Raw genomic sequence first — 23652 nt, 5'->3', positions numbered from 1 at the left:
TACTAAATCATAAATAGCTCTGCAGCGATTCCATCGGCTAAAAATTGTCCTTTTAACGTGGTTTTTAACTTTAAAGATGCTGTTTCGCTATCATCTATTTCTAATAATTTTTTGTCGATAAATTTTTGAGCTTCGGCAAGTAAATATGTTTTAAAGCTTACACCAAAATCGGTTTCAATTTTATTTAAGGATACACCCCAAATAGTACGCAATCCTGTCATGATATACTCGTTGTAAGCATCTTTACTACTTAACTCTTCCAAAGTACTTGGCAATATTTTTTCTTGAATACTTTTAATGTATTTTGAGTTATTAGCGACGTTCCAACTTCGCGTTTGCCCTATAAAAGAATGTGCCGATGGCCCGATGCCTAAATATGGCTTTCCTTGCCAGTAACTGGTGTTGTGTTTAGAAAAGTAATGTGGTTTCCCAAAGTTAGAAATCTCGTAATGTACAAATCCTTGCTTTTGTGTTTCGTTAACCAAATGATTAAAATGCTGCTGCGCCAAAGCATCGTCCATGGGTGGATATTGTCCTTTTTTTATAAACGTTTCTAAAGCTGTTTTTGGTTCAACAGTTAAAGCGTAACTTGAAATATGATTTACACCATACTGAAATGCTGTTTGCAAATTGGTGTTCCACTTTTCTAAACTCATGTTAGGAATACCATAAATTAAATCGATAGTAATGTTATCGAAATATTTTATTGCCTCTTCCAAACACGCTTTAGCTTCTTGAGAGGAATGGGCACGATTCATTTGCTTTAAGTCATCTTCAAAAAAGGATTGAATACCAATGCTTAATCTATTTACAGGACTTTTGGCAAGCTCTAAAATTTTGGGTTTAGTTAAATCGTCTGGGTTAGCTTCTAACGTAATTTCGGGGTTTTTGGCTACTTGGTAGTTATTATAAATTTCAGAAATTAAACCTTGTATCTCATTATCACTTAATAACGATGGTGTTCCGCCTCCAAAATAAATAGTCTCTATAGTTTGACTTGCAAGTTCACCTTTTCGACGTTGTAACTCTAATTTTAACGCAGAAAGTAAATCATCTTTCTTCTTTAATAAGGTTGAAAAATGAAAATCGCAATAATAACAGGCTTGCTTACAAAACGGGATATGGATGTAAATACCAGACAATACAATTAGCAATTAGCAATTAGCAATTAGCAATTAGCAATTAGCAATTAGCAATTAGCAATTAGCAATTAGCAAAATTACTTATTTATACGTGTTTTCTTTAAAATTGAAAATAATATTTTAGAAATTTCATCTGTTTGTTCGTAGAGTTCACTAAATACTTTCTCTGATATATACATTGAATCTTTCAGTAAATTTAGCCAATATTTGGCTTCTAAACTTTCTTTGTAAGCGATGGAAAAAATCTGCTTTTGAAATTGCTCCATTAGCTTCAGCAACATTTGCTCCTATTGATGTACCGCAACGTAATAACTGTTTAGAAAGAACATACTCTTTTTGCTTAATTGATAATTCCTTGTAAAGTGTAATAATTTTAAGAGCTAAACTATATGATTTATCAGATAAAGGATTTTCTTTATTCATTGATAATTGTTTATTGTTTATTGATTTTATGCTCATTCTGCTTTACAAAACTAGCCCAACCACTATAACTTTTACCAACCTCAACGCGACCTTCATTATAAAAGTGACAAACAGCTGCGGCCAATCCATCGGTTGAATCTAAATTTTTAGGCAAACTTTTTAATCCTAAAGTACTTTGTAACATTCTTGCCACTTGCTCTTTACTAGCATTTCCATTGCCTGTTATGGCCATTTTAATTTTTTTAGGTGAATACTCTGTTACTGGAATTTCTCTAGATAAACCTGCCGCCATGGCAACCCCTTGAGCACGTCCTAGTTTAAGCATACTTTGCACGTTTTTCCCAAAAAAAGGTGCTTCAATAGCTATCTCATCAGGATGATGAGTGTCTATTAATTCTACTGTGCGCTCAAAAATATATTTCAGTTTTAAGTAATGATCTTTGTACTTTTTTAGATCTAATTCATTAAGCTGTAAAAACGTCATCGATTTTCCAACAACTTTTATGAGCCCAAACCCCATAATAGTTGTTCCTGGATCAATTCCTAAAATAATTTTTTCTTTCTTCATTAATCGCAATATTGGCAACCACTAAGCGAAAAGGTAACTCCCGCTGTGATTGTTAGTAAATTTCCATTAAAACTACCATAGCCTTCAGCAGGCAGGTCAAAATCTTTCGATACACCATAAATATAAGATACATCGGTGTAAATAGACAAGCGTTCTGTAATACCATAATGTATTTCTAAGCCAGCCATAACATTAAAAAAAGACGTATTATTATCTGTATAAACACTTAAAGGTTTTACAAATGAAAATCCTGGGCCAGCATGGGTTACAACGCCCATTCTAAAAGGCAAAAAATGTAAACTGGGCGTGGGATCGTAAACAAACTGTGCATTAATTCTTGAATAGTTTAATTTGAATTCTGGTGTATTATCTTGATTTGAAATTCTATTAAACCCATAATCTAATTTAGCGCCTATTTGACGTTTAAACATATGCTGGATTCCTAAATTAACCGTAGGAAAATTAATAGATTTTCCTTCAAAACCATAAACAAAACCTGACTGCGAAGGACTATTAACACCTAAAGCTAATTGCGCTTTCCACTTACTTGTTGTTCTTTGCGAAAACCCAAATGCAGTTATTAAAATAAATAGGCTTAAGCTTAATATTTTTTTATTCGTCCTTGTCATTAAATTCATATTGTTAAAATGGTTTATTTTGCAGTATGCGCTTTGGAGCACTTTCATACAAAACTAAGCAATTCTTTATTGTACTTATTAAATTAAGTATTGTTGTTGGGGCTTTTTATTTTATCTATCAAAAAATAACATTAAATAACGACTTAAGCTATCATACTTTTATTAATTATTTAGAGCAGCATGGTGTATTTACTGTAAAACACATGGCTTTTTTAGTATTTTTAAGTAGTATAAACTGGTTTTTAGATGTTTTAAAATGGCAAACTCTTGTAATCCCTATTAAACAAATTTCAATAAAAAATGCTACCCAACAAACACTTGGTGCTTTAACAGCATCGTTATTTACCCCAAATAGAATTGGCGAATATGGCGCTAAGGTTTTATATTTTAAACCGCCTCTTAGAAAACGTGTAGTTTTAATAAACCTTTTAGGAAATATAACTCAAATGGGGGTTACTACAATTCTTGGTTGTATTGGACTGACTTTATTTTTGTTAAACTATGATATCGATTTTAACCTAAAAAAAGTCTTGCGGTTTCTAACCATTATTATTTTAATAAGTGTTATGATTGGTTTTGGCTTAAAACAATACCCTTTAAAAATAAAGGGACAGTCATTTTCAAAAATCAAAGCGTTTTTTAAAGACTATCCTAAAAACAATATTTATAAGGCTAGTGCTTTTTCGTTATTGCGTTATGCTGTTTTTTCGTTTCAATTTTATTGGATTTTGATCATTTTTGGGGTTAATATATCTTATCCTAATGCTATGATAGTTATTTCAAGTATGTATTTATTGGCTTCCATTATTCCTTCTATTTCTATTTTTGATGTGGTTATAAAAGGAAGTGTTGCCGTTTATTTATTTACTAGCGTTGGTGTAAACGAGTTTATTATTCTTAGTACTGTAATGCTAATGTGGCTACTTAATTTTGCACTTCCTAGTGTTTTTGGAAGTTATTATGTATTAAACTTTAAACTCCCTGAATCTGATTAAATGTTAAGTGTTTTTGCTATTGTAATTGTAATTTTCTATCTAGGTTTACTAGGTAGTTTTATTATTGGATTTAATAAAACACCTATTTTCTTTTATAAAGACATTTCTGCAAAAAACACCTTTTCGGTAATCATTCCTTTTAGAAACGAAGACAAAGATTTGCCTTTTCTTCTGGAATCAATAAAGGCTTTAAAGTATTCAAGATTGCATTTTGAAATCCTTTTTGTTGATGATGCTTCTGAAGACAACTCTGTTAAATTAATTCAAGAGCATTTAAAAAATACTACTATCAATTTCACCATTTTAAATAACAAAAGAACTTCCAACTCACCTAAAAAGGATGCCATCACCACAGCTATTGCGGTTGCTAAATATTCTTGGATAATCACAACCGATGCCGACTGCGTTTTACCCAATTCTTGGTTGAATTGTTTTAATTCGTTTATAGCAGAAAAAGCGCCAAAAGTTATTGTTGCTCCTGTAACATTGCACAACACAACTACGTTTTTTAACTATTTTCAACTTTTAGATGTTTTAAGCCTTCAAGGTGCAACCATGGGTGGTTTTGGGATAAAACAACCTTTTATGGCTAATGGTGCTAATTTAGCCTATCAAAAAACTGTTTTTTTTAAGGTTAATGGATTTTCAAGCAACAACAATATTGCTAGTGGCGACGATATTTTTCTTTTGGAAAATGCTTTAAAGCAATTCCCTAATGGTGTTTTTTACTTAAAAAGCACCAAGGCAATTGTTAGCACTAAAACCGAAAGCTCTTTTATAGCTTACTTTCAGCAGCGTTTACGTTGGGCTTCAAAATCGACACATTATTCTAATAATTTTGCTAAATCAACAGGAATAATTGTATTGCTTACTAATGGTATTTTAGTCGGTTTTTCAGTTATGGGGCTAGCAGGACATTTTAATTTTAAACTACTGCTATGTTTCTTCTTAATTAAAGGATTGATTGATTATTTACTTATTGCTAAAACGGCTCGGTTTTTTAATCAGTCTTTTAGTTTTACAACATACATTATTAGTGTTTTTTTATATCCTTTCACCTCTGTTTTTGTGGCTATTTCTGCTACTTTATCAAGTTATAAATGGAAAGGAAGAACCTTTAAAAAATAAACTCACTCTCGTTTATTTTTGTTAGCTTTACTAAAAAAGCTATTGTTTTTACTTTATTTAAAACCTAAATCACGCCTTTTATGAAACACATTATACTTGCTTTTGTTTTTACTCTTAGCGTTTATGCTAGTCAAGCTCAAGAAACCTATACTGTTGATGGGGAGACTCTAGAATTGAAAACCGAAGTTGAAGGTAATTTAGACTTACTTTGGAATGTTATTGATGGGCAATATCGTTATTTTGTTAGAACTCAAGATGGCGCAATAACCGAGTTAAAAAATACGAAAGACAGCAATAAAAAATATCAAGAAGAATATAAAGCAACTTTAAACAGCATTATGGATAGCGGCTATAATGTTTCGGTTGACAATGTTGATCTTACACTTCCTAGTTTAAAAAAAGTTATCGATTTATACAACGGCACTTCCGATGTATCCTATCAATCGGTTGTTAAAAAAGCAGAACCACAGTTACGATTGGGTGTTTTAGGCGGACTAACTAACTTCCCGTTTGTTGAGAACCCTAACAATAAGCTGTCGCCTATATTTGGTGCTGAATTAGAAGTTATTTCCAGTAAAGAAAATCCGAGACATTCTGGTTTTTTTCAATTACGTCATGCTTTAGAAAACGACGAACTAAAATACTCTAGCACCGAATTATCACTTGGCTATAGGTATCGCTTTGTTAGTACATCCAAATTAGGCGTTTATGCCAATGTTAAATTTGCAACGCTAAGTTTCAATAAAGTCACATATACTTACGAGAATAACAATTCGCAATTAGTTAGCACTAGTGATCATGAAACCATTTTTGATGCGCCTTTTATTTTTGGAATTGGTGGAGAGTACCGTATAAGTAGTCGTGCTTTTATTTCTTTAAATTACAACAGACTTGTTGCTATATTTTTAGACAGTCCAGACAATTTTTCGACAGACGTTTCTTTAGGCTTTAAGATGATTCTTTAATATGGCTTTAAACCTAAAAACCTCAAACCCAGCTTTTACACCTTATTTCTGGAACGATAATAATAAAGACACTTCTAAAATGACCGTTAGAGGGATTTTTATAAAATCTATGTTATGTATTTTGGCTATTATGGGAGTTACCCTTGGCGTATGGAAACTTCATGAACAGGGAGTTGATGTAAGCTGGTTTACCTATGGCGGCATTATTGGATCGGTTATTATAAGTGTTATTTTATCCTACAAGCAACATTGGGCACATATTTTAGTACCTCTTTACACAATTACCAAAGGCTGTTTTTTAGGCGGTTTTTCTGCTTATATTAAAGTTAAGTTTCCCGAAATGCCCTATCAAGCTATCGGGGTTACTATTGTAACTTTTTTTGTAACACTTATTCTTTATCAAACAAGACTTATTGTAGTTACCAAAACATTTAGGAGTGTTATTATTACATCTGCGGCTAGTATTTTTGTTGTTTATATCATCTCTTTTATTTTAAGTTTTTTTGGTATTAAAACCTTTATTTGGGGAACCTCTTGGATTGCTATCATTTTTAATATTCTGGCGGCAATTGTAGCCTCGTTATCCTTACTTTTAGATTACGATTTTATAGAACGCCATAAAAACAAAGCGCCAAAGTATAAAGAATGGTTTGCTACTTGGGGCTTATTAGTAACCTTAATTTGGCTTTACGTAGAAATTTTAAGGCTGATGAAAAAGCTTGCTATTAGGTTTTAGTTAACCTCTACAATTATAGGTAAATCAAATTGGGTAGTTACTTGTTGCGATCGTTTTACCGCTGGATAAATTTTTGGCAGTGCATTTAAGGTGCTTGTTAATAAGCTATCTATTTTTGGAATTTGTTGGTATGTTAAAGAATCGGCTTTAATACTTAACACGTTTAATTCTCCCTTATAAGTAACTTGTAAACGCATGACAACTGTATCGGCAACATCTTCTGTAACCACAATATTTTGATGCGCTAACTGGTTGGATATAGTATTTATAAGTGTTTGCGTAAAACACTTTTTTCGTTCCTCTTTTTGAAAGGCATTGTCGCAAGATGAAAACGACGGATATTCATCTACATCTTTCCAATTAAATGTTTTTAATTCTTCATTTAAAATGGTTTCAGTAGATGTTTTTTTAACATCAAAATAGTTGCAAGATGTTATACTTAAACCCCACAAAATTACGATTAACTTTCTCATAAACCTTTATGAAAGCGAAAAGTACAATTTTTTTGGCTGTCTAAGAAGAAATATTTAAATGAGGCTAATCTGTTTCAGACATAAACTTTTCTTCTTTTAATTCTTGTAACCTCCTATTGGCTATTCTCACAAAGTTCTTTTCATTTGGAAATCGCTTTATAAAGTCTTCATATAATTTAATTTTTGCATCTATATCTGCATAGTACCTTTCTTTGGACAGAAGCATAAAAAAATGAATATCAACCCTGTCTGGATCTTCTTTGATAGCTTTTTTATAGGCATCAATAGCTTTGTCATATTTTTTTAATCGGTTATATACCATGGCTAATTTTTGATATTCAAAATCCAACGGCTGATCTTTAATTAACAACGCTTGTTCTATATATTTTTTGGCATTTTCATAATCTTGTAATTGTTCATAATAACTTCCTATTACAAACATAGCGTTGGCGTTTTGGGGGTTGTACTTTAAAGTCTTCTGTCTATATGTTATTGCTTCTTTATAATGAAAGTTTTTAGCATAACATAAACTGAGTTTTTCATAAATAAATTCGGATTGCTCGCCTAAATCCAAAAGCTTATGAAACCATTGTTGCGCCTGTTCGTAATACTCTTTATAATATAAATTCTGTGCTTTTAAACTTATAAGACTAATATTATTAGCATATTCCATTAAACCTTCATCTATAACCTTATTAGCTTTATCAAACTGTCTTGTTTTAACCAACTCACGCGCAATTTTATAGATGGCTTTTTGATGCGTAGAATCTAATTTATAAGCTGTTTGATACTTATTAATTGCTGTTGTATCGTTTGTAGCCTCAAGAATTACACCTAATTGATAATGGTAATTAGGGTTTACACTATCCAATGCTATTAAGGCTTCTAGTTGCGATTTTGCTAACGTGTATTGCTTGGTTTTAAATAATAATTTAACGTAGTTAAACCGCGATAGCAGATTATGCTTTGTAAGTCCTTTTTGGTAATATTTTAAGGCTTTGTCATAATTCCCAATGGCTTCGTATGACTTTGCTATTTTTAAATTGGTTGCAGGGTTTAAAGTATCTGATTTGTAAACAGTAATGGCTTGCGAATATTTGCCATGAGCATATAAGCTATCGGCTACAGATAAAGCCGAAGTTTGCGCTTCGGCTTTAAAACATATTAGTAAACATAATAACAATACTCTACTCATCTAATGCAAACATTATTGGTAGCATATAAGGCACGGTAACTTTTTTACCTTTTTGTTCTCCTGGTATCATTTTGGGTAACAGGTTAACAACTCTTTCAGCTTCTTCTTGCAATGCTTTGTGTTGTGCTCTTGCCTTTACTTCCTTAATATTACCTTGTGTGTCAATTTTAAAGGCAACCATAATTCTTTGGTTTCCTTCTAAGCCAAGACCTTTAGAAACTTTCGTATTGAAATTATCTCCTACAAATTTTGTAATGTTTTCGTGCATACACTTAATCATTTCATTCTTGCTCTCTAAAGATTCGCATCCTGGATAAACAGGCACATTTTCTACAACACCAAACGGAATTTCAATAGTTTCTGATACCTCTTCGTAATAATCATGGTTTAAGCCTTCATCTGAAATTAATACCACCAAAGCTTTAAAGGCTTTTTCTTCTTCTGGTGTCATTTCTCCTTTAGCAGCTATCGACTCTTTTAAAGCGTCAATATTTTCCATTATTGAGGCCTCTTTATTATGCTCTTGATTATTTAAATTTTCATTTGAACACGAAGAATACATTAACATACTTACTATAACGGGTAATAGAAGTGCATACTTAACTAATTTAATTTGTTTTGATTTTGATTTTTGTAACATAACGATTCGTTTTTTGATTAATGATTGTTTAAAAAATGTATTGATGAATGTAATTTTTTTTGTGTCGAATATTTTTGATAATAAGTTTAAATAATACTGTTTTTTACCTTCGTAACCCGCTAATTCTTTATCGGCAATATATTCGTGTATATGACTTATTCTGTCCTGGCAGATATATACCATAGGATTAAACCAAAATACAATCTTTAATAGTTCAAAAAACACCATATCTAAAGAGTGTTTTTGCTTTGCATGAACTAGCTCGTGTCGTAATATGGTTTCGCGTTCTTGTTGCTCGACTAAATCGCCAATAAAAATGGCATTAAAAAACGAAAATGCCGCATTGCTATCACTTAGCTTAACAATGGTAAATTTCTTTACTTTTTGTTTAGCCCCTTTTCTGTATAAGTTGATTATTTTAAATAGTTTACTTAAAAAAATAAAAAACATAACCCCACTTCCTAAAACAAACAAATAGCTCCAAGACCACGAAAAGCTATTAGTTTGACTAGTTCCCAAAGCCACTTCACCTAAAACTATAGGTGTTTTATTACCTATAAAAACTTCTGGCAACGCAACAGCGTATTGCTTAGCTATAGCAGTTTGAAATGATTTTATTTTTATAACAGGTATTAAAAAAGAAAGCAACATTGTTATTAACAAATAAGCTCTGTTCCAATTAAAAAACGTTTCTTTTTTTAAGAAAACATCGTATACCAATACAAAAAGTAATTGGTAAACCATTATTTGAACTATATAATGCAACATGATTACTCCGTTTTATTAATTTCTTTTAACACAGACTCCAATTCACTTAAACTAATATCGTTTTTCTTTACAAAGAAAGAGACCATACTTTTAAAAGAGCCTTGAAAATAATTTTCAACCAACGTATTTAAACTCTGATTACTATAATCCTGCTTTTTTAGTACAGGAAAATACACATGACCTTTTCCTTTTTTATCATGACTCACAATTCCTTTACTTTCTAATATTCGTATTATAGTCGATACTGTATTGTAAGCAGGTTTTGGTTCGGGTAATTGCTCTATAACCTGTTTTACATTGGCTTTTTGCAATTGCCACAGAATTTGCATAATCTCTTCTTCTGCTTTGGTAAGTTGTTTCATTTTATTAACTAAGAGTTTAGTTCTATTAAGCAAATATAACTAAAAAATTAGTTTAAACTAATTTTTTAGTTAAAAATGTAACATAGATATTGTATTTTCGTCTTATACATAAACTATTGTATATGGATATTGTACTTACTTTTATTGGGTTTTTATTTATAATCCTAGGCATTTTAGGAAGTTTTTTACCTGTTTTACCTGGACCACCAGTAAGTTGGATTGGGCTTCTTATGATTTACCTTACAAAACCTGTAGCGAATAATTGGTGGGTTTTGGGCACAACACTTGTTATTGCTTTATTTGTTTTTGCTTTGGATTATATTATTCCTGCCATAGGAACAAAACGATTTGGCGGAAGCCGAAAAGGTATTATTGGCACTACTCTAGGGCTTTTGGTTGCTATATTTTTTCCTGTTTTAGGGGTGTTTGGTATTATTGTTTGGCCTTTTGTTGGTGCTTTAATTGGAGAGTTAATAAATAAATCGGACTCTAAAACAGCTACCAAAGCAGCTTTTGGATCGTTTTTAGGCTTTTTAACAGGAACATTTTTAAAATTTATCCTATCAATTGTTTACTTAGGAATTTTTATAAAAGTTTTAGTAAAGCATTTTGATCGTATTTTCTCTTTCTAAAAAAGAAGAACCTTGCAATTTTAAAACAAAGTTGAAAAATTACAAGGTTAGTGTAAATGCTATTATCAACAAAAATTCTTCTTGAGGGATTAATTAATTATTTGCTGTTGACTTAAACAAAAGTAACCTAAATCCTGATAGCACCTTTACGGTTTAACCACAAAATAATTACGGAAAAACCGTAATTTTAAACTATAGTCAACATTAAGCTTACTTTTTTTTACTTATAAAAACCCCTTTTTTCTCGCTTCTTTTAACAACGTTTCATCGTTACCATCTTCTACAAAAAAGAGCTCTTTTAAATGCTTTTTACGTTTTTCAATCGCACTCATCGACAGATTGATATGATCTTTTAAACTCTTCGTTTTTACACCTTGCGATAATAAGTGTAAAATTTTACGGTTTACATCATCTATTTCAATATCACTGGAAATGGTTTTTCTTATAAGATTATTTACTGTACCACTATAAAAAGGCGGGTTTTTTAATGCGGCTTGAAAGGCACTTGACAATTCACTTGATGTTAAATCACTTTTAATAAGTAAGCCTTCAGGGTCAATACTTTTCACGATATTATGAATTCTATACGACTCGTTAAACATAGTTAAAATAATGATTTTAACATTGGGCATTATCTTTCTAGCATGCTTAGCTAAGTCCTCGCCAGATGTAAATTTCCCATCAGACGAAGGCGGCAAACTAATGTCCATAAACATTAAATCGTAAGGTTTATTAAACTCTAAAGCCTGTTGCATATAATGTAACGACTCGTCGCAATTGTTGGCTATATCTATTTTTAAATTTTGATGCTCTTTTTTTGTTGCTAACAATGTATTTTGATATCCTTCTATTATAATAGGATGATCGTCTGTCATTAATATTCGTATCGTTTCTTGAGACATTATTTTTGGTTTAAACAGGCACCTTGACTGTTATCGTAGTTTTATTTTTTTGGTTTGATTCTATAGTTAATTTTCCTTTAATTTCACTAACACGAGAGGCTATGTTTTTTAAGCCTATTCCTTTTCTTGCTCGGCTTACATCGAAACCAGAACCGTTATCTGAAACTTGTAAGCAAATTACATTATTTTTTTGCTTAAAACTAATTTCTACTCGGGTAGCGTTCGCATGTTTATATATATTTTGTAGCGATTCTTGTATAATTCTATAACAATGAATTTTTGTTTTATTAGACACCGTATCCCAATCGATGGTATCATCGTTTTTTAAATCATACTCCAAACCATAAGCAACACATTGTGTTTCTACCAGTGACGTTATAATGCTATAAAAGCTTGATCCAGAAACAAAATCGGTATTAAGTTCATGCGACACCTTTCTAATATCGTGTTCAATATGTTTTAATTCTTCAATATATTTACTTCTATTGGTAATAGCCTCGTCTGTAGAAACCATATTTAAGCTATCCAAACTTAAACGTGTTCCAAACAACCGCCCTAAAATTCCATCGTGAAGTTCTTCGGAGATTCGTTTTTTTTCAACAACTCGCGCTTCGTCTATTTTATCTTGTTGCGAGAGCATTAAATTATAAATTTCCTCGTTTGCTTCTTGTTGTTGTTGTACTAATTGTAATTCTTTGTTTTTAGCACGTTGCGAAATTATAATATACAATAAAATTAAAGTAAACACCAAACTTGCCGATAAAACAATAAGCCACATGCGCTCACGTGCTATTTGCTTGTTTCTTTCTTTAAGATTGTCTGTTTCAAACTCGATTCTTGCAAACTTGTTTCTTATAGCACGTTCTTTATTTTGTAAACTATCATTTATATTGACATAAGATTTTAAATACTCTTTTGCTTTTTCAGCGGGTTCTATTTTCGACTTTAATAAAAGTGATTTTAAAGTAACATCGTTAGAGTTTGTTTCTTTTGCTAATGTGTAAGCACGATTGGCAAATAACAACGCCGAGTCCTTTTGCTTTTTATCTAAATAATATTCCGAAGCATTTAAGGCCACCGTCATAATACTAAACCCATCTTGAATGCTGTCACTAATTTTATAAGATTTGCTTAGCATGGTTTTAATTTCCGCATCAGGAAAGTTGCCAGACAAATGCTTAATAAAGGCATAATCGCTTAAAATTAAAGCGTAGTTAGAAAGGTCTTCTAGCAACTCCTCCTCTTTTTGAAACAACTCCCTATAAATTTTTAAGGCCTCACTATACTTTTCTTGCTCCTTATAAATTAAGGCAATATTACTTTTAGAATATAATGTGTATAACGAATGATCTTCTATTTGATCGCTATAAGTTAAAGCTTTTTTATGGTACTCAATGGCATTGTCATACAAGCCTAAAGCATCCGAGAGTATTCCAAGAAGATTATAAATAGACCAAAGAGCGTCTAAATTATACTCGGTTTTAGGAAACTTTTGAAATAAACGCACCGAACGAATAGCGTTACTTTCGGCCCCTAAATAATCCTTTTCTTCAAACTGAATATTAGCCATATTCAAAAGAGCTTCGGCATAATTTTGCTCCATATTTAAATTAGAAAATACTTTTGAAGCATTGTAATAATAATAGTAAGCACTATCTGATTTTACTTTGGAAGAATGACACCACCCCAAAACATTACTAATATAACCTATAGCTACAGAATCGTTAATTTTATTTGCTAAGGCTAAATTAGTCCTATTAATTTTTAAAAGCGTATCGACATCTCTTTTTTGAAGATATAGTGTTGTTAGCAGTCTTCTACTTTTTAATAGCGTGCTATCTTCATTATATTGTTTTGAAAACGCAATGGCTTTTTGCACATATTGGATACGATCATTTAAATTATGGCTACTTTTTTGGGCTTCTTCTCTATAGACCTTAACACTATCTAATAAAGAGGTTTTAGATTGCGCCATTGCTAATGCTGGTCCTAAAAAAAGAAATAAGATTAAAATTTTTTTGTACACAAAAACGGTTTAGAGGGTGTAACCAAATTTAAAACAAAAAATTGGAAAATACAGAAAGCACAAAAACCCAATTCAGCTAGGCCAAATTGGGTTATGTATAATAAAATTGTAAATACTATCCGTGTTGCGGAATTCTTTCTTTTCTTACGTGTTTATTGACAGCAAAATCATATTTAAAATCATCGGTTTTAACCTCTTTATGGTTAACACCTTCTACTTTAATGTTTTTTTCACTGTTTAATCCTGTTAAGGCTACACAAAAAATAACTGCTAATAATGTAATTGTTAGGGCTTTCATACTATTCAACTTTTAATATTTAGGTTATACAATAAATTCAAAACCGGTTTAAGAGCTTAAAAAGCTCTAAAAGTTGAGGGATGATAAATGGATAATTAATTAGCAAACCTGTGAATATGCACAAGTAAACTTATTGTGAGGGATAAAATGGATTAAAAACCTTAATAAGCTGATTGTAAATTAATTTGGGGCTTAAGAAGGAATATCAAATGTATTGTAAAATAACTTAATTAACTAAAAAAACACGATGAAATACATTTTTTATCGATGAAGTGTGTTTAATGTTGCTCTAAATGGTTAGAAAACAAAAAAGCATCCCAATTTTCACCTAAGTGAAAAAAGGAAAGCTTTCCATTGGAATACTCAACTTTATTGAGTATCTCTACATATTTGCCTTAATAACAACATTAAGGCAAAAACAACACAACTAAATCTTATTGCCAAAAAAAGCTCCAATAAATATTGAAGCTTTAGCAATTTTTGCGGTCTGGACGGGACTCGAACCCGCGACCCCCTGCGTGACAGGCAGATATTCTAACCAACTGAACTACCAGACCGTTGCACAATTGCGGATGCAAATATACACGCCTTTTTTTATATCTCAAATATTTTACAAGAAATTTTAAAAATTATCTCATAAAAATTTTTGACGCTCCACCATAAAGGTAGATAAAACAGCGTTAAATCCCTTATTTACATCGGCTTCCACATAATTTATTTTATACTGCCCGCATTTTAATTTTATATCATTAAAATACTTATTAACGGCTTTTTCATAATGCTCTTTAATATTTTCGGCATATAAATTTATATGTTCCCCTGTTTCAACATCTATAAATCGTCGCGGCGAATTATCAAAATCAAACGTTAACTCTTTAGCTTTATCAAAAACATGAAACAACACAACTTCATGTTTATTGTGTTTTAAATGTCGTAAGGCTTCAAATAATTTATCATCGTTAGTTTCTGTTTGAAACATATCTGTAAATAAAAACACTAACGATCGTCTGTGAATCTTCTCAGCAATCTGATGAAGGTAAGTATACGTCTCCGTTTCTTTGCTTTCTGGCTTAGATTGCACCAACTCTCCTAACCTATGTAACAACATATGATAATGCCTTTCACTTCCTTTTTCTGGAGCATAGAAATCATAAGCATTACTATATACACTTAAGCCTACAGCATCACGTTGCTTTTTTAAAATATGCATTAAGCTCGCCGATGCCAATGCTGAAAAGGCTATTTTATTAAGTTTCTCAATAGAGAACGAGCTCATCTCAGGATAATGCATAGAACTACTATTATCAATAATTAAATGGCAACGTAGGTTGGTTTCTTCGTCATAGCGTTTCGTATATAGTTTATCTGTTTTTGCAAACAGCTTCCAATCTATATGTTTCGTGCTTTCGCCTTGGTTATATATTTTATGCTCGGCAAACTCTGCCGAAAAGCCATGAAACGGACTTTTATGCATTCCAGCAATAAACCCTTCAACTACTTGTTTGGCTAACAAATCCAGGTTTTTAAAACCGTCTACCTTATTTAACTCTTGTTGTAACTCCATACACATCTAAACTAAAAAAGGTTTGCCATTACAGCAAACCTTTTATCATTTTCTTTAATCTTTTATTTTACAAAAGCGAATCTAAAGCTTCTGCATAAGCACTTTTTTGCGCTACACCAACTTGGCGTCCTACAACCTCACCGTTTTGAAAAACCAAAACAGTAGGAATGTTTCTTACGCCATATTTTGCAGCAAATTCTTGATTTGCATCTACATCTACTTTACCTACTACAGCTTTTCCTTCGTATTCTGTACTTAACTCATCAATAATAGGCGCCACCATTCTACATGGTCCACACCAAGCAGCCCAAAAATCTACCATTACGGGCTTATCGCTCTTTAATACTTGCTCTTCAAACGTTGCATCTGTAATTTCTAATGCCATAATTTATTATTTAAAAAATTGTACTTCTAGTTTCTATGCAATATTAGTCAAAAAAAACACGAAAGCTTACACCCAATCAATTTGTTTTACTTATATAAGCATTAGCTCACCTTATTTTCTTGTTTCTAGCACTCCCAAAATACTTTTGGGTCGGGCTTTCGGTAGTCGCTTTTTTTAAAAAAAAAGAGCTCCAACAAGTACCTCAATCCCTAGTGCGGGACTAGTTTAGTTTATAAACCAGTTCGTTTTCTTTAAGTTCATCTAATAACTCTTTAGATATTCTTACCTTTTGTTTTCTACTAGGCATATTTAATTTAATACGTTCTTCGCTATCATATATAATAAAATTCAAGGCTTTTTCGCCTTTATGAAGCCTAAACAAATCTTGCAATACCTGAATTCTGTCATTCTGTAAATCGGAAATATCTAGTTTTACAGATAATTTTTTAGCATAATTATCCATAACATCATGCAATAACTGAAAGCTATTAAATTGCACCCTTGGGTCGCTTTTCACGCCTGTATTTTTATTTACCCAACCCTCACGAACAAACGTTTTTACGTGAAGAAAAGAGTTATTTACCAAAAAGTGTCTAAACTTTAAATAGTCTTCACCAAAAATCCTAAACTCAAAATTATTTTCGTAATCTTCCATGGTAAACATCGCCCAACCCTTTCCAGCTTTACTAATACGATGTTGTACATCGGTTACTACGCCACCAAAAGTTAACTCTCTATTTACGTAGTCATTTAGATGATTAAATAACGATAAATCGGCATTACAAAAATTGGTCATTTCTACTTTAAAATCATCTAAAGGATGACCAGAAATGTATATACCAACAACCTCTCTTTCTTTGGCTAATTTCTCCATAGTCCCCCAATCTTCGCATGGTGGTACTTGTGGCTCTGGAATTTGAACATCGCTAGCTTCACCAAACAAACTTACTTGGGCAGAGTTTTCATTTTCTTGGTGCTTGGCACCGTATTTCATGGCTTTTTCTAAAAATGTAATACCATCACCTTCATCTTGAAAATATTGCGCACGATGCGTATCAGAAAAACAATCAAATCCACCTGCTAGAGCTAAATTTTCAAACGCTTTTTTGTTAGCTGCTCGTAAATCTATTCGCTTTGTTAAATCGAAAATAGATTTATACAAACCATCTTCTTTTCGGTTTTCTACGATGGTTTTTACAGCGCCATGACCAACCCCTTTTATCGCGCCCATACCAAAACGTACCGCATAATCTTTGTTTACAGAAAACTTATAAAATGATTCGTTAACACTTGGTCCAAGTACGTTTAGCTTCATTCGTTTACATTCTTCCATAAAGAAGGTCACCTGCTTGATATCGTTCATATTATTAGACAATACTGCCGCCATATATTCGGCTGGATAATGAGCCTTTAAATAGGCTGTTTGATAAGCAATCCAGGCATAACAGGTAGAATGCGATTTATTAAACGCATAACTCGCGAAAGCTTCCCAGTCTTTCCATATTTTTTCTAACACATCTCTTGGGTGACCATTAGCTTCGCCGCCATCTAAAAATTTTGGTTTAAGCTTTTCTAGTAAAGCAAAGATTTTTTTACCCATAGCTTTACGTAATACATCGGCTTCACCTTTAGTAAAACTTGCTAGTTTTTGCGATAGCAACATCACCTGCTCTTGATATACTGTAATACCATAGGTTTCTTGCAAATATTCTTCCATAGCTGGCAAATCGTAAACAATCTCTTCACGACCATGCTTACGAGCAATAAAACTTGGAATATATTCCATTGGTCCTGGACGATACAAAGCATTCATGGCGATAAGGTCATCAAAAACCGTAGGTTTTAAATCCTTCATGTGTTTTTGCATTCCGGGAGATTCGTACTGAAAAATACCTACAGTCTCTCCTCTCTGGAATAATTCGTAAGTTTTTTCATCATCTAAAGGAAAACTTTCTGGATCGAGTTCTATGCCATGTTTTGCTTTTACAATTTTAATGGTATCCTTAATTAAGGTTAAGGTTTTTAACCCCAAGAAATCCATTTTTAACAAACCAGCGTTTTCTACAACCGAGTTATCAAATTGTGTGACATATAAATCGGAATCTTTTGCTGTTGAAACCGGAACGAAATTGGTAATATCGTCTGGTGTGATTATCACACCACAAGCATGAATTCCAGTATTTCGCACCGAACCTTCTAGTACACGTGCTTGATTAACGGTTTCCGCTTCCAAGCCCTCGCCTTCTGAAATATTCAGCAATTCATTAATAAGCTCAACTTCCTCAGAACGAAATTTACTTTTCAATGCTTTTTCATCCATACCAAAAATCTTGGCCAACTTGGTGTTTGGAATGAGTTTAGCAATTCTATCAGCATCAAACAATGGTAAATCTAAAACACGAGCAGTATCGCGAATAGAAGATTTTGCTGCCATGGTACCATAGGTTATAATTTGCGCTACTTGATTAGCACCATATTTATCAATAACATAATCCATAACCCGACCACGACCTTCGTCATCAAAATCGATATCAATATCGGGCATACTTACACGATCTGGATTTAAGAAACGCTCAAACAGTAAATCATATTTAATAGGATCTATATTGGTAATTCCTAAACAGTAAGCTACAGCCGAACCAGCTGCCGAACCACGACCTGGCCCAACAGATACATCCATGTTTCTGGCCTCTCTAATAAAGTCTTCCACAATTAAGAAATACCCCGGATAACCTGTATTGGCAATAACATCTAACTCAAAATCAAGACGATCTTTTATATCATCTGTAATTTCATTATATCGTTTTTTAGCGCCTTCGTATGTTAAATGTTTTAAGTATGCATTTTCGCCACGTTTGCCGCCATCTACATTATCTTCTTCTACTTGAAATTTTTCTGGAATATCAAACTTAGGTAACAATACATCGCGAGCTAACTCGAAAGGTTCTATTTTATCAACCACTTCTTGGAGGTTGGTAATGGCTTCTGGCAAATCTTTAAAAAGGTCTTTCATCTCCTCAGAAGATTTAAAGTAATACTCCTGATTTGGCAACCCGTAACGATAGCCACGACCTCGACCAATAGGTGTGGCCTGCTTTTCACCATCTTTTACACACAATAAAATATCATGCGCATTGGCATCTCCTTTTTCGGCGTAATAGGTGTTATTAGACGCCACTAGCTTAACATCATGTGTCTTAGCAAACGCCACCAAGACTTGATTAACACGGTTTTCGTCTTCTTGATTATGACGCATTAATTCGATATACAAATCGTCTCCAAACGTGTCTTTCCACCACAATAAGGCTTCTTCTGCTTGGTTTTCACCAACATTTAACACTTTACTAGGTACTTCGCCATACAGGTTTCCTGTTAGCACAATAACGTCGTCCTTGTATTGCTCAATAAGTTTTTTATCAATTCGTGGCACATAATAAAATCCTTCGGTATATGCGATTGATGATAACTTTGCTAGATTATGATAACCGCGTTTATTTTTGGCTAACATAACAATTTGATAACCATTATCTTTTCGTGTTTTATCGGTATGGTTTTCGCAAACAAAAAACTCACACCCTACAATACCTTTTATTGGTTTTGCCGTTGAAACCTCGCCTTTTTCTTGAGCTTCTTTATGCTTTTCTTCAATCGATTTGTTGTGTTTACTAATAGCACTTACAAAATGAAACGCTCCCATCATATTAGCGTGATCTGTAAGAGCTACTGCCGGCATTTGGTGTTTAGCTGCCGAGGCTACCAAATCTGCAATACTTATAGTTGATTGCAAAATAGAAAATTGCGAATGGTTGTGTAAATGCACAAAATCAACATCGGCTAAATCGGAAATGTTTTGTTTTATTTCCTCTGTTGAAATGGTATCGGTTTGTTCCTTTTCTAGACGCTCTCGTATTTTAGCACTTTCGCGTTTTAGATTAATATGTTTTAATCCTATAAGCTGTATTTCTTGAGGGTTTTCCTCTGAAAAACGCTCGAAATAGTCTGGTTGAACATCTAACTGCTCTTTGGTATACTGTTTTCTTCTTATTAACTCTAAAAAACAACGTGTTGTAGCCTCCACATCGGCTGTGGCATTATGTGCTTCGGCAAATGGCTGGTTAAATAAATACTCATGAAGCTCGGTTAATGTTGGCAACTTAAACTTCCCGCCTCGTCCACCAGGAATTTGACACAGCTGTGCTGTATGTTCTGTACAGGTATCTAAAACAGGTAATTCTTGTAACTGATTTGCTATGTCACCTCTAAAAAACTCGCAGCCCATTATATTAACATCAAACCCTACATTTTGTCCTACTATAAATTTGGTTTTGTTAATCGCTGCATTAAATTTTTCCAAAACCTCGGCTAACGGCACCCCTTGTTCTTGAGCTAATTCGGTAGAAATTCCGTGAATTTTTTCGGCATCGAAAGGAATATTAAACCCATCTGGCTGAATGAGGTAATCTTCATGCTCGATACAATTCCCCATCTCATCGTGTAATTGCCAAGCAATTTGGATAGCTCTTGGCCAGTTATCGGTATCGGTAATAGGCGCTTTCCAGTTTTTTGGCAATCCCGTAGTTTCGGTATCAAAAATTAAGTACATAAAAGGCTTCGTCGTTTATTCTTGAGAGTTATTTTTTAAAAAAATTGAACGAATAAAATTACGTAGAATTTTCTCTTTTTTAAAGTGAAGTTATAAACAGTTATAAACAAAAAAAGCGACCTGAATCAGGTCGCTTTTTTTTAACGCAATTATTATTTTATTCAGCATCTAAATAATCTGGTATGCCATCCATATCGGTATCGTCGTTTGTTAAATCGCCATCGCCATTAGCATCTTCATCGGCAGTTAAAATACCATCACCGTCATCGTCATCATCTAGGTAGTTTGGTATACCATCAGTGTCAGTATCGTCATTTGTAAAATCACCATCAACATCTACATCTTCATTTATGGTTAAAATGGTATCACCATCATCATCTGTATCTAAGTAATTTGGAGTACCATCCATATCGGTGTCATCATTTTCTGGGTTACCATCACCATCAATATCTTCTAAAACAGTCATTACACCATCTTCATCGTCATCATCACACAACAATCCATCAATAACTTCTTGTAGCATACCTGTTTCATCTACACAGGAATCTTGTTGCTGCATTAAGGCTACCATGTAAGCATGGCATTTTGCAGAATAACTAGGATCGGTAGCTGGGTCTGAGTTAAAATAAGCTTCTTGAGCGGTTTGAGTCTCAATAATTGCTTCTTCGCAAGACACAACATCAGAAGACGTATATGGCAAAGGCAAATCGAAAAAGACACCTCTGTTAAAGTTAACGGTTTCGTTACCTAGCTCATTATAGGCATTAAACCAAAATTCACCCGAAACAGTATTTTTAGCTTGGTTGTATCTTGTAATTTTTATAATGCCTTCTGGAGGGTAAACTTGTGTATCGCCATCAGGTAAATTATTTGTTGAAAAACTATCACCTTGGTTATTTACTAAGCTAGCCATATCAACATTATTTTGACCTAAAACAAACTCTGTTCCAACCGAAAGAGACGACACTCGTAACGTTATATCATCGTAATTATTACTAGCAGTAACTACTAGCCTACCATTATCATCAAATGTAGCATTATAAGTTAAGGCTTTCCATCTATTTCCATCTTTTTTTCCTTGTACTGCTGGAGAGTTAAACTCTACCTCATCACTACATCCTACAAAGACTAAACTAAGTAGTAAAAGGGCAAAAAACTTTTTCATAAATTTTATTGTATTTTGTATTTAAAGCACTCAAAAATAGAATAAAAAAAATTAATATCCATTGAAGCTTATAAAAGATTGAAAATTAAAAAAATATCGTATCTTTGCACCCTTATTAATAATCGAGGTCGTGAACCTCACTAATTAATTATCTATGCCTGTAAAAATTAGATTACAAAGACACGGTAAAAAAGGAAAACCTTATTACTGGATTGTTGCCGCAGATTCGCGTGCAAAAAGAGATGGTAAATACCTAGAAAAAATAGGTGCTTACAATCCAAACACAAACCCAGCAACTATTGAGCTTGATGTTGATGGTGCTGTAAAGTGGTTACAAAATGGTGCACAACCAACAGATACTGCAAAAGCTATCTTATCGTACAAAGGTGCATTATTAAAAAACCATTTAGCTGGTGGTGTAAGAAAAGGCGCTTTAACTGAAGAGCAAGCTGAAGAAAAATTCAACGCTTGGTTAGAAGAAAAAGCTGCTAAAATTGAAGCTAAAGCCAGTGGTTTAGCAAAAGCTGATGCCGATGCTAAAGCTAAAGCGCTTGAAGCTGAAAAAGCTGTAAACGAAGCTAGAATTGCTGCTAACACTCCTGAAGAGGAAGTTGCAGAAGAAGCTCCAGCAGCCGAAGCAGACGCTTCAAACGAAGAAGAATAAAAAATTATTTTTTTATACTTTTGAACCCAGACACTATGTCTGGGTTTTTTTATGAATTCCCTTAATAAATGGAATCTCATTAATTTAATATTAGGATTAAGGTTTCCAATAATCGGAAACGAAAATTTAAAATCTTCGATGAAAAAAGAAGACTGCTTTTTTTTAGGTAAAATTGTAAAAAAATACAGTTTTAAAGGCGAGCTACTTATTAAGCTAGATACCGACGAACCCGAAATTTACGAAAACCTAGACGCCATGTTTTTAGAGGTTCGCGGAAATTTAATTCCGTTTTTTGTAGAACATTCGCAACTGCACAAATCGGATTTACTACGCGTGAGATTTGAAGATGTTAATAACGAAGCCGATGCCGATGCCCTTTTAAAAAGCGACGTATATCTTCCTTTGGAGCTATTACCAAAACTTGAGGACGATAAATTTTACTATCACGAAATCATTGGTTTTTCCATTAAAGACACAAAATTTGGAGATGTTGGTATAATAACCTCAGTAAACGACTCCACTGCACAGGCTCTTTTTGTACTAGACAGAAATGGAGTAGAAATTTTAATCCCCATGAACGATGAGTTTATCAAGCAGGTAGACAAACCCAACAAAACTATTGTTGTAGAAACTCCAGAAGGCTTAATTGACCTATATATTAATGAATAAGCCTTTTATATTTAAAGAATTTACGGTCAACCAAGACCGTTGCGCTATGAAAATTGGCACAGATGGTGTGCTTCTTGGTGCATGGACATCTTTAGAACGCAAACCATTTTCTATTTTAGACATTGGTGCTGGAACTGGCGTAATTGCCTTAATGCTTGCACAACGTAGTTCGGCTCAAGTTATTGATGCTTTAGAAATAGATGAGAATGCTTATGAACAATGTGTTGAGAATTTTGAACAATCGCCTTGGAACGACAGACTGTTTTGTTACCATGCTTCCTTACTAGAGTTTGCAGAAGAAATAGACGATACTTACGATGTCATTGTTTCCAACCCGCCATTTTATCAAGACAATTATAAAACTAACAGCACACAAAGAGATTTAGCAAGATTTCAAGACGCTATGCCTTTTGACCATTTACTAGAAAGTGTGGCTAAACTACTGTCAAAAGAAGGTATCTTCTCTGTTGTTATTCCTTTTTCAGAAGAACAAACATTTATTCATTTAGCATTAAAATACCAATTATTTTCAAAAGATATTCTACACATAAAAGGCTCTCCAGAAGCAAACATTAAAAGAAGTTTAATAAGCTTTTCCTTTAACAAAACAGAAACAACCATTGATGAGCTTATTATTGAAACCTCAAGACATAACTACACCGAAGATTATATAGCCCTCACCAAGGATTTTTACCTTAAAATGTAGACCCA

22 protein-coding genes, 1 tRNA gene and 1 pseudogene are annotated in these 23652 nt (G+C 33.0%); 8 read left to right on the top strand and 16 right to left on the bottom strand.

Annotation, left to right across the window (positions count from 1 at the left end; translation table 11 throughout):
- Positions 1-2: 2 nt before the first annotated feature.
- The 4 genes and pseudogenes from hemW to EJA19_RS03055 all read right to left on the bottom strand — a co-directional run bounded on the left by hemW (position 3) and on the right by EJA19_RS03055 (position 2762).
- Complete coding sequence (hemW, locus tag EJA19_RS03070) at positions 3-1142, bottom strand: radical SAM family heme chaperone HemW (RefSeq protein ID WP_125467134.1); 1140 nt, start codon at positions 1140-1142, stop codon at positions 3-5.
- A gap of 77 nt (positions 1143-1219) precedes the next feature.
- Positions 1220-1565, bottom strand: a pseudogene (locus tag EJA19_RS03065) (four helix bundle protein).
- Between the two features lie 10 nt (positions 1566-1575).
- Positions 1576-2133: a crossover junction endodeoxyribonuclease RuvC gene (ruvC, locus tag EJA19_RS03060; RefSeq protein ID WP_125466866.1), complete on the bottom strand. Its 558-nt coding sequence runs from the start codon at positions 2131-2133 to the stop codon at positions 1576-1578.
- Positions 2133-2762: an outer membrane beta-barrel protein gene (locus EJA19_RS03055; RefSeq protein ID WP_125466865.1), complete on the bottom strand. Its 630-nt coding sequence runs from the start codon at positions 2760-2762 to the stop codon at positions 2133-2135. Before EJA19_RS03055 ends, ruvC begins: the two co-directional genes overlap by 1 nt.
- A gap of 35 nt (positions 2763-2797) precedes the next feature.
- Here EJA19_RS03055 and EJA19_RS03050 point away from each other — a divergent pair, with 35 nt between their 5' ends.
- The 4 genes from EJA19_RS03050 (at position 2798) to EJA19_RS03035 (ending at position 6595) form a co-directional block, all read left to right on the top strand.
- Positions 2798-3766, top strand: a complete 969-nt coding sequence (locus EJA19_RS03050) for a lysylphosphatidylglycerol synthase domain-containing protein (protein WP_125466864.1) — start codon at positions 2798-2800, stop codon at positions 3764-3766.
- Positions 3767-4894, top strand: a complete 1128-nt coding sequence (locus tag EJA19_RS03045) for a glycosyltransferase (protein WP_125466863.1) — start codon at positions 3767-3769, stop codon at positions 4892-4894.
- A gap of 80 nt (positions 4895-4974) precedes the next feature.
- Complete coding sequence (locus EJA19_RS03040; protein WP_125466862.1) at positions 4975-5859, top strand: outer membrane beta-barrel protein; 885 nt, start codon at positions 4975-4977, stop codon at positions 5857-5859.
- Position 5860: 1 nt separating this feature from the next.
- Positions 5861-6595: a Bax inhibitor-1/YccA family protein gene (locus tag EJA19_RS03035; RefSeq protein ID WP_125466861.1), complete on the top strand. Its 735-nt coding sequence runs from the start codon at positions 5861-5863 to the stop codon at positions 6593-6595.
- On the opposite strand, the gene EJA19_RS03030 is transcribed toward EJA19_RS03035, so the two are convergent.
- From EJA19_RS03030 to EJA19_RS03015, 4 genes are all read right to left on the bottom strand, one after another.
- Positions 6592-7068 (bottom strand): hypothetical protein, encoded by a 477-nt coding sequence (locus EJA19_RS03030; RefSeq protein ID WP_125466860.1) that lies wholly within the window; start codon positions 7066-7068, stop codon positions 6592-6594. The two genes, EJA19_RS03035 and EJA19_RS03030, sit on opposite strands and share 4 nt — an antisense overlap.
- Positions 7069-7132: 64 nt before the next feature.
- Positions 7133-8263 carry a tetratricopeptide repeat protein gene (locus tag EJA19_RS03025; RefSeq protein ID WP_125466859.1) on the bottom strand — a complete coding sequence of 377 codons (1131 nt, stop codon included), beginning with the start codon at positions 8261-8263 and terminating at the stop codon, positions 7133-7135.
- Positions 8256-9671 (bottom strand): M56 family metallopeptidase, encoded by a 1416-nt coding sequence (locus EJA19_RS03020; RefSeq protein WP_125466858.1) that lies wholly within the window; start codon positions 9669-9671, stop codon positions 8256-8258. Before EJA19_RS03020 ends, EJA19_RS03025 begins: the two co-directional genes overlap by 8 nt.
- Positions 9672-9673: 2 nt before the next feature.
- The gene (locus EJA19_RS03015) at positions 9674-10033 is read right to left on the bottom strand and encodes a BlaI/MecI/CopY family transcriptional regulator (RefSeq protein ID WP_125466857.1); all 360 of its coding nucleotides are present in this window, start codon (positions 10031-10033) and stop codon (positions 9674-9676) included.
- 122 nt (positions 10034-10155) lie between these two features.
- On the opposite strand from EJA19_RS03015, the gene EJA19_RS03010 reads away from it, so the two are divergent.
- A complete protein-coding gene (locus EJA19_RS03010) occupies positions 10156-10665 on the top strand; it encodes a DUF456 domain-containing protein (protein WP_125466856.1) in 510 nt (169 codons plus the stop codon).
- A gap of 224 nt (positions 10666-10889) precedes the next feature.
- Here the strand turns inward: EJA19_RS03010 and EJA19_RS03005 are convergent, their stop codons facing one another.
- From EJA19_RS03005 to EJA19_RS02970, 8 genes are all read right to left on the bottom strand, one after another.
- Entirely contained in the window at positions 10890-11567 is a 678-nt protein-coding gene (locus EJA19_RS03005; RefSeq protein WP_240640196.1) for a response regulator, read from the bottom strand.
- Positions 11568-11577: 10 nt separating this feature from the next.
- Complete coding sequence (locus EJA19_RS03000) at positions 11578-13593, bottom strand: ATP-binding protein (protein ID WP_240640194.1); 2016 nt, start codon at positions 13591-13593, stop codon at positions 11578-11580.
- A 115-nt stretch (positions 13594-13708) separates the two neighbouring features.
- Positions 13709-13891: a hypothetical protein gene (locus EJA19_RS02995; protein WP_125466855.1), complete on the bottom strand. Its 183-nt coding sequence runs from the start codon at positions 13889-13891 to the stop codon at positions 13709-13711.
- Between the two features lie 483 nt (positions 13892-14374).
- Positions 14375-14448: transfer RNA gene (locus tag EJA19_RS02990), tRNA-Asp, on the bottom strand.
- Between the two features lie 77 nt (positions 14449-14525).
- Entirely contained in the window at positions 14526-15455 is a 930-nt protein-coding gene (locus EJA19_RS02985; protein WP_125466854.1) for a DUF58 domain-containing protein, read from the bottom strand.
- Between the two features lie 67 nt (positions 15456-15522).
- Complete coding sequence (gene trxA, locus EJA19_RS02980) at positions 15523-15840, bottom strand: thioredoxin (RefSeq protein WP_125466853.1); 318 nt, start codon at positions 15838-15840, stop codon at positions 15523-15525.
- A 220-nt stretch (positions 15841-16060) separates the two neighbouring features.
- The gene (dnaE, locus tag EJA19_RS02975) at positions 16061-20443 is read right to left on the bottom strand and encodes a DNA polymerase III subunit alpha (protein ID WP_125466852.1); all 4383 of its coding nucleotides are present in this window, start codon (positions 20441-20443) and stop codon (positions 16061-16063) included.
- Positions 20444-20600: 157 nt separating this feature from the next.
- Positions 20601-21608 (bottom strand): DUF6252 family protein, encoded by a 1008-nt coding sequence (locus EJA19_RS02970; protein ID WP_125466851.1) that lies wholly within the window; start codon positions 21606-21608, stop codon positions 20601-20603.
- 154 nt (positions 21609-21762) lie between these two features.
- Between EJA19_RS02970 and EJA19_RS02965 the strand changes: the two genes are divergently transcribed.
- The 3 genes from EJA19_RS02965 to EJA19_RS02955 all read left to right on the top strand — a co-directional run bounded on the left by EJA19_RS02965 (position 21763) and on the right by EJA19_RS02955 (position 23647).
- The gene (locus tag EJA19_RS02965; RefSeq protein WP_125466850.1) at positions 21763-22272 is read left to right on the top strand and encodes a 30S ribosomal protein S16; all 510 of its coding nucleotides are present in this window, start codon (positions 21763-21765) and stop codon (positions 22270-22272) included.
- Positions 22273-22410: 138 nt separating this feature from the next.
- The gene (rimM, locus tag EJA19_RS02960; protein WP_125466849.1) at positions 22411-22941 is read left to right on the top strand and encodes a ribosome maturation factor RimM; all 531 of its coding nucleotides are present in this window, start codon (positions 22411-22413) and stop codon (positions 22939-22941) included.
- The gene (locus EJA19_RS02955; protein WP_125466848.1) at positions 22934-23647 is read left to right on the top strand and encodes a tRNA1(Val) (adenine(37)-N6)-methyltransferase; all 714 of its coding nucleotides are present in this window, start codon (positions 22934-22936) and stop codon (positions 23645-23647) included. The genes rimM and EJA19_RS02955 overlap by 8 nt, the downstream gene beginning before the upstream one ends.
- The last annotated feature ends 5 nt before the right edge of the window (positions 23648-23652 follow it).

Origin of the sequence: Mangrovimonas spongiae (genome assembly GCF_003944795.1) — a bacterium.
GTDB classification, from domain to species: Bacteria; Bacteroidota; Bacteroidia; order Flavobacteriales; family Flavobacteriaceae; genus Mangrovimonas; species Mangrovimonas spongiae.
This window is presented reverse-complemented; position numbering and strand designations above follow the sequence as displayed.